9 protein-coding genes are annotated in these 6527 nt (G+C 55.0%); 8 read left to right on the top strand and 1 reads right to left on the bottom strand.

Annotated elements, in window-relative coordinates; all coding sequences use genetic code 11:
- Positions 1-206 precede the first annotated feature (206 nt).
- On the bottom strand, positions 207-650 hold the full coding sequence (locus ACW81B_RS12195) for a nucleotidyl transferase AbiEii/AbiGii toxin family protein (protein ID WP_491580495.1): 444 nt from the start codon (positions 648-650) through the stop codon (positions 207-209).
- A 33-nt stretch (positions 651-683) separates the two neighbouring features.
- On the opposite strand from ACW81B_RS12195, the gene ACW81B_RS12200 reads away from it, so the two are divergent.
- The 8 genes from ACW81B_RS12200 to ACW81B_RS12235 form a co-directional block, all read left to right on the top strand.
- Positions 684-920 (top strand): DUF433 domain-containing protein, encoded by a 237-nt coding sequence (locus ACW81B_RS12200; RefSeq protein WP_491580496.1) that lies wholly within the window; start codon positions 684-686, stop codon positions 918-920.
- The gene (locus ACW81B_RS12205) at positions 917-1036 is read left to right on the top strand and encodes a DUF5615 family PIN-like protein (RefSeq protein WP_491580497.1); all 120 of its coding nucleotides are present in this window, start codon (positions 917-919) and stop codon (positions 1034-1036) included. Before ACW81B_RS12200 ends, ACW81B_RS12205 begins: the two co-directional genes overlap by 4 nt.
- Before the next feature lie 87 nt (positions 1037-1123).
- A complete protein-coding gene (gene rfbA, locus ACW81B_RS12210) occupies positions 1124-2005 on the top strand; it encodes a glucose-1-phosphate thymidylyltransferase RfbA (protein WP_491580498.1) in 882 nt (293 codons plus the stop codon).
- Positions 2002-2562, top strand: coding sequence for a dTDP-4-dehydrorhamnose 3,5-epimerase (gene rfbC / locus ACW81B_RS12215; RefSeq protein ID WP_491580499.1), 561 nt, complete (start codon positions 2002-2004; stop codon positions 2560-2562). The genes rfbA and rfbC overlap by 4 nt, the downstream gene beginning before the upstream one ends.
- Positions 2559-3422, top strand: coding sequence for a dTDP-4-dehydrorhamnose reductase (gene rfbD / locus ACW81B_RS12220; RefSeq protein ID WP_491580500.1), 864 nt, complete (start codon positions 2559-2561; stop codon positions 3420-3422). Before rfbC ends, rfbD begins: the two co-directional genes overlap by 4 nt.
- Complete coding sequence (rfbB, locus tag ACW81B_RS12225) at positions 3419-4471, top strand: dTDP-glucose 4,6-dehydratase (RefSeq protein WP_491580501.1); 1053 nt, start codon at positions 3419-3421, stop codon at positions 4469-4471. The genes rfbD and rfbB overlap by 4 nt, the downstream gene beginning before the upstream one ends.
- A gap of 18 nt (positions 4472-4489) precedes the next feature.
- A complete protein-coding gene (locus tag ACW81B_RS12230) occupies positions 4490-6247 on the top strand; it encodes a bifunctional sulfate adenylyltransferase/adenylylsulfate kinase (RefSeq protein WP_491580502.1) in 1758 nt (585 codons plus the stop codon).
- A 59-nt stretch (positions 6248-6306) separates the two neighbouring features.
- A partial coding sequence (locus ACW81B_RS12235) for a hypothetical protein (protein ID WP_491580503.1) occupies positions 6307-6527 on the top strand: 221 nt, incomplete at its 3' end.

Genomic DNA, 6527 nt, shown 5'->3' on the forward strand with positions numbered 1-6527 from the left:
GCAGTCCCGGCCCCGTTTCACGGTGAATCTGAACCGCACTATCGACAATACCCGTTCCAATCTCGTTTTCTGTCATTAGCCGCCTGTCCCTTTGCGTGCTTTGCGCCTCTGCGAGAGCATCAATCCGGCAAATGACCAATCGCTCAGAGCGCCTCGATCATTCGAGGCAAAACTGACATCCCGTTGTCAGCGTTGTTTTTCAGGCCTTACAGGCCGTGAAATTTATACAAAATCACAGGCTTGATCGCTTGTCCGCGTCGGTCCTTGCCCACGAATTTTTCCGAGGAGGCCAAAAAATATTCGCGCTGCTTTTGGGTTTTACCGTGAGTAAAGAACGTCACTTTGACTCCGTTCATCACGTAGTCACGTACTTTTTTCAAAAGATCATTTCCTGTATTGATCTTATGCTGGCTAATCATGGCTGAATCGGTAATCAGGCTGATGTTGTGGCCCTCGGCCTTCAATCGGGAAACCAATGCATCAATTTTCCGGGTGGGCAATGTTTCTTCGAAAGTGGCGAAATCGAAGTCTAAACTGAACCGGTGGCCGATCTGCAGGGCGAGTGCCGTTCCGCCCATGAGGGTCATTCCCTCCAACTCATCAGAACGATATGCTACCGTGCAGTATGCTGAAATGCGGGCCGGGAGCATGTCGCTGATCGGTTAACCAGGCAGGAGTACCCAATGAACTGGAAAGCCCGGATTGTGTCCGCCCCGACGGTTCTCGCCGGCAAGCCGATTATCAACGGTACGCGCCTGTCAGTGGATTTCATCCTGTCTCTCTTCGCGGAGGGCTGGACAGAACAACAAGTACTGGATAATTACCCCCAAGTCACGATAGAAGACCTGAAGGCAGTATTCGCCTTTGCGCAGGCGTGTCTGGCCGAAGAAGACTACGTGGCCTTGAGGAAGCTTGGTTGAAATGGCTGGCTGATGAAAACCTCCCGCTGGCTTCGATCAAAGCGCTGCGCGAAGCAGGTCTCGATGTGGCCTCGGTTGGCGAGCGCCAAGCGGGTCTGGCGGATCATGATGTATAGGTAGCTGAACGACCGTTGGCTTTCACTTGTCAGCCCAACTTATCTACAATACCCTGCAACTTCATATTAGCTATCAAGATCCCCTGAATGAAAGGCATTATTCTCGCTGGTGGCGCAGGTACCCGGTTGCATCCCTTGACACACGCTGTCAGCAAACAGTTGATGCCAGTGTACGACAAACCGATGATTTATTACCCGCTGTCGACACTGATGTTGGCGGGAATTCGGGAAATTCTGATTATCACCACCCCGGAAGACAACAAAGCTTTCCAGTTGTTGCTGGGTGACGGCAGCTGGTTCGGCGTGGATCTTCAGTATGCCGTTCAACCGCGACCCGAGGGGCTGGCGCAGGCATTTATGATCGGCAGAGAATTCATTGGCCAGTCCACCTGTTGTCTGATACTGGGTGACAACATTTTTTACGGACATGGATTGGGAACCAACCTGGCGCGTGCCGCTCAGCGCGAGGACGGCGCCACGGTATTTGCCTACCGGGTACGTGATCCGGAACGCTACGGTGTGGTGGAGTTTGACCGCGAAGGACGGGCGGTATCAATAGAAGAAAAGCCCTCAAGCCCGCGTTCGCACTATGCCGTAACCGGGCTGTATTTTTATGACAGGCAGGTGGTCGATATCGCGGCCGGGCTCAGCCCCTCTGAACGGGGTGAGCTGGAAATCACCGATATTAACGCGCACTACCTGGCGCAGGGCAAGCTGAACGTTGAGAGGCTGGGCCGGGGTACCGCGTGGCTGGATACAGGCACCCATGCGTCGTTGCTGCAGGCCGCCAATTTTATCGAAACCGTGGAACAGCGTCAGGGCCTGAAAATTGCCTGTATCGAAGAGATCGCCTACCGCATGGGGTATATTACCGACGAAGAACTTGAGGCATTGGCCAGGCCGCTGGAAAAAAGTGGTTACGGGCGTTATCTGCTCGATCTGCTCGGGGACGCCAAAAAGTTTCCATGAAGATAACACCGACACGGATTCCCGAAGTGCTGTTGATCGAGCCGGATGTCTTTGGTGACAGCCGTGGCTTTTTCATGGAGTCCTGGCATAAGCAGAAATTTGCCGGGCAAGGGCTGGCAGTCGACTTTGTGCAGGACAACCATTCACGCTCCAGGCAGAGTGTGCTGCGTGGCCTTCACTATCAGTTAAGGCAACCACAGGGCAAGCTGGTGCGGGTGGTTACCGGCTGTGTATTCGATGTGGCCGTCGATATCCGCCGTGGCTCGCCGACCTTCGGCCAGTGGGTGGGTGCCGAGTTATCTGCGCATAACCAGCACCAGCTTTATATCCCGCCCGGTTTTGCGCACGGGTTCTGTGTCTTGAGTGATATGGCGGATTTTCTCTACAAATGCACGGCCTATTACAGCCCGCAGGATGAACACGGTATTCTGTGGAATGATCCGGCTATCGGTATCAACTGGCCGGGCAGTAACGTTGTTATATCGGAAAAAGATGCGGCAAATGGACTGCTGGAAAATATGACAGATGTCCTGCCGCTGTACCGGGAAGCGCCGTGAAAATCCTGGTGACGGGCGCCAGAGGTCAACTGGGGCGGGAAGCGGTGCTCGCGTTTACCGCGCAGGGGTACGAGGTGACTGGCATCGGCCGCGAGGAACTGGATCTGACCGGGTCCGGTGACGTGGCTGGCGCGATTGCGGCCTGCCAGGCCGACTGGATCATCAACTGCGCCGCTTATACGCAGGTGGATCGTGCGGAAGATGAAACGGAACGGGCCTTCGCTGTGAACCGCGACGCCGCCAGGGCCGTTGCGCAGGGCGCACAGCAGAGCCGCAGCCGCTTGTTGCATGTGTCGACGGACTTCATTTTCGGTGGCAGGCAGGCAACACCTTACCGGGAGGGCGACAAGGGTGATGCCTTGAATGTCTATGGGCAGTCCAAGTGGGAAGGTGAGCGGGCGGTGCTGGCTGTTTTGCCACAGGCGCTGATTCTGCGCACAGCCTGGGTTTACGGTGTGCATGGCAACAACTTTGTCAAAACCATGTTACGTCTGATGGCAGAACGGGATGCGCTAAAAGTCGTGGACGACCAGATCGGTACACCATCGTGGACCGGCGATATTGTCGGGGCGATGCAGGCGCTGATAGAAAATGACGCGGCTGGCATCTACCACTTTACCAATGAAGGTGTGGCTTCGTGGTACGACCTGGCCTATGAGGTTTTATCAGTGGCGCCATCGCTCGGGTATCCGGTACGCACGGAGCAACTGCATCCTATTCCCGGCAGTGAGTGGCCGTGTGCGGCACAACGTCCGGCCTATTCTGTTTTAAGCAAAGAAAAAATACGCCATGATCTGGCGTATGACATTCCGCACTGGCGCAAGAGCCTGCACAGAATGTTGAAGGAAAACGCAATATGAAAACGCTGTTGGTCACAGGCGGGGGCGGTTTTATCGGTGCCAACTTTATCCATTACTGGCTAAAGCATCATGCCGCTGATCGCATTATAAACCTGGATGCCCTGACCTATGCCGGTAACCTGGAGAACCTGGCTGGCCTGGAGGATAACGCCAACTATCGTTTTGTCCACGGCAGTATCGACGATGCCGGCCTGGTCAGGCAGTTGTTCGAGGACGAGGCCGTCGATACGGTGGTCAATTTTGCCGCGGAATCACATGTCGACCGTTCCATTACCGGTCCCGAAGCGTTCATGCAGACCAATATACACGGTACCTATACACTGCTCGAAGCAGCCCGCTCCGCGTGGCAGGGTGAGCGCGACGCCTGCCGGTTTCTGCACGTGTCCACGGATGAAGTGTACGGTTCGCTGGGTCAGGACGATGCGCCGTTTACAGAACAGACGCCCTATGCGCCCAACAGCCCCTACTCGGCATCCAAGGCCGCTTCGGATCATTTGGTACGTGCCTGGTTTCATACCTACGGCCTGCCGGTGTTAACCACCAACTGCTCGAATAACTACGGTCCCTACCAGTTTCCCGAAAAACTGATCCCGCTGGTCATTATGAATGCGCTGGAAGGCAAACCCCTGCCCGTCTACGGTGATGGCAAAAATATCCGCGACTGGTTATATGTAGAAGATCATTGCCGCGGCATCGATACCGTTCTGAGCCAGGGAGTCCCCGGTGAAACCTACAATATCGGCGGCTGCAACGAATGGACAAATATCGATATTGTCAAACGTGTCTGCCGCACGCTGGACACACTGCGCCCTGGCGACACCCCCCGGGAAACGCTGATCACCTATGTGAAGGATCGTCCCGGTCACGACCGGCGTTATGCCATTGATTCGGGTAAACTCATGCAGAGTCTGGGCTGGGCGCCGGAACACCGCTTTGAAGATGGTATTGTCAAAACGGTCGAGTGGTACCTGGAGAACCCTGACTGGGTGGAGCGAGCGCGCAGCGGGGAATACAGGAATTATTACCGGCAGCAGTATGGTGTTGAATGAATCGTGGATTTCTAACTAATGGCAACGACTGAGTTTTTTGTAAAACCGCATGGCGGTCAGCTGGTCAATCTGCTGGTCGATCCAGACAAGGCTGAAGCACTTAAAACAGAATCTCAGCAATATCTGTCACTTACTCTCACTCAGCGACAAGTGTGTGATCTTGAACTGTTGATGAATGGTGCGTTTTCACCATTGAACGGGTTCATGAACCAGGCCGATTACGACTCGGTCGTTGATAACGTGCGGTTGGCGGATGGCACTGTCTGGCCGGTGCCCATTGTACTTGACGTCGACGAGGCATTTGCCGGCAAGCTGCAAAAGGGCTCGAAAATCGCCTTGCGTGATGGCGAGGGCTTTATGCCCGCGGTGCTGACCGTTGAGGATATCTGGCAGCCGGACAAAACCCGCGAGGCGGAAAAAGTGTATAACACCAGCTCGGATGCGCATCCTGGCGTGCGCTACCTGCACGAGGTCGTCAAACCGGTTTACATCAGTGGCCGTATCGAGGGTATCCAGTCACCGGTACACCACGATTTCGAGAGTTTCTGGGATACGCCGGAAGAACTGCGGGCGTTGTTCAAAAAGAAAGGCTGGCGTCGCGTCGTGTCCTTCCAGACGTCGAAACCCATGCACCGCTTGCAGCGGGATATCACCCTGCAGGCCGCCAAGGACATTCAGGGGCACATACTGCTGCATCCTACCGTCGGCATGACCAAGCCCGGTGACCTGCACTACTACGCACGCGTGCACTGCTACCAGGCGATCCGACAGTATTACCCGCAGAACCTGGCCATGCTGTCGCTGCTGCCGCTGGCGATGCGCATGGCCGGGCCGCGTGAAGCCCTGTGGCACGCGATTGTCAGCCAGAACTATGGCTGCTCTCACATGATCATCGGGCCGAAGCACGCTTACCCGCCGGCCAATAGCAATGGTGAAGAGCACCAGTTCTACCAGCCGGAACAGTCACGTGAACTGATCAAGGCGTTCAGCGCCGAGCTGGATATCGAGGTAGTGCCGGTGGAGGCCATGCGTTACGTCCCGGCGAAGGATCGTTTCCTGCCGGCTTCGGTGATCGAACGCGAAGGCCTGGAAGCCATCGACTATACGGATGCACAGCTGAAAAAAGACCTGAGCCAGGGCGAGGAAATCCCGGCCTGGTTCAGCTTTCCCGAAGTCGTGCGCACGCTGCGTAAAGCCTACCCGCCGCGCAGTAAACAGGGTTTCACGCTGTTCTTTACCGGCCTTTCCGGCTCGGGAAAATCTACATTGGCGAAAATCATTTACGCCAAGCTGCTGGAAGCGGGTGGTCGTCCGGTCACATTGCTGGACGGTGATATCGTGCGCCTGAACCTGTCCAGCGAGCTGGGGTTTTCAAAAGAACACCGTTACCTTAACGTCAACCGTATCGGTTTCGTGGCCAGCGAAATCACCAAAAATCGCGGTATCGCCATTTGTGCGCCGATTGCGCCTTACGCGCAGATGCGCCGTTCAGTGCGCGAGATGATCGAGCCGCACGGAGATTTTATTGAAATCCACGTGGCAACTTCGCTGGAAGCTTGCGAAGCGCGGGATCGTAAAGGCCTGTACGCCAAGGCGCGTCGTGGTGAAATACCCGAGTTTACTGGCATCAGTGATCCGTACGAGATTCCCGAGCACCCGGAATTACGCGTGGATACCGAGGGGCTGACGCCCATGGAGGCGGCGCAGGATATTTATCTGTATTTGTTGCGGGAGGGGTACCTGGACACTTTAGATGCCGGGGTTGAACATCATTAGGTGTGTCGGTTTTTTCGAATTATACGTTGGTTAGAACAAAATAATCCACAAGGCAGGCTATGCTAAGAAATCTGATCTATTCCTTTTTAGTGCTGTTTGTTTTCGGTGCGACATTTTATGCATATCTGGTCTGGGACAACAACAGGCGGGTCGATCCGTTATCCCATACTGAAATTAATCGATCGCTGAACGCAGCTATCGGTTGGCTCAAGGAGAATGAGAGAGATGTGCTCGATGATAATAATCCGATGCTGTGGTGGATGGTAGCTCAAAGCGCAGT

Source organism: Thiogranum sp., from assembly GCF_058323355.1.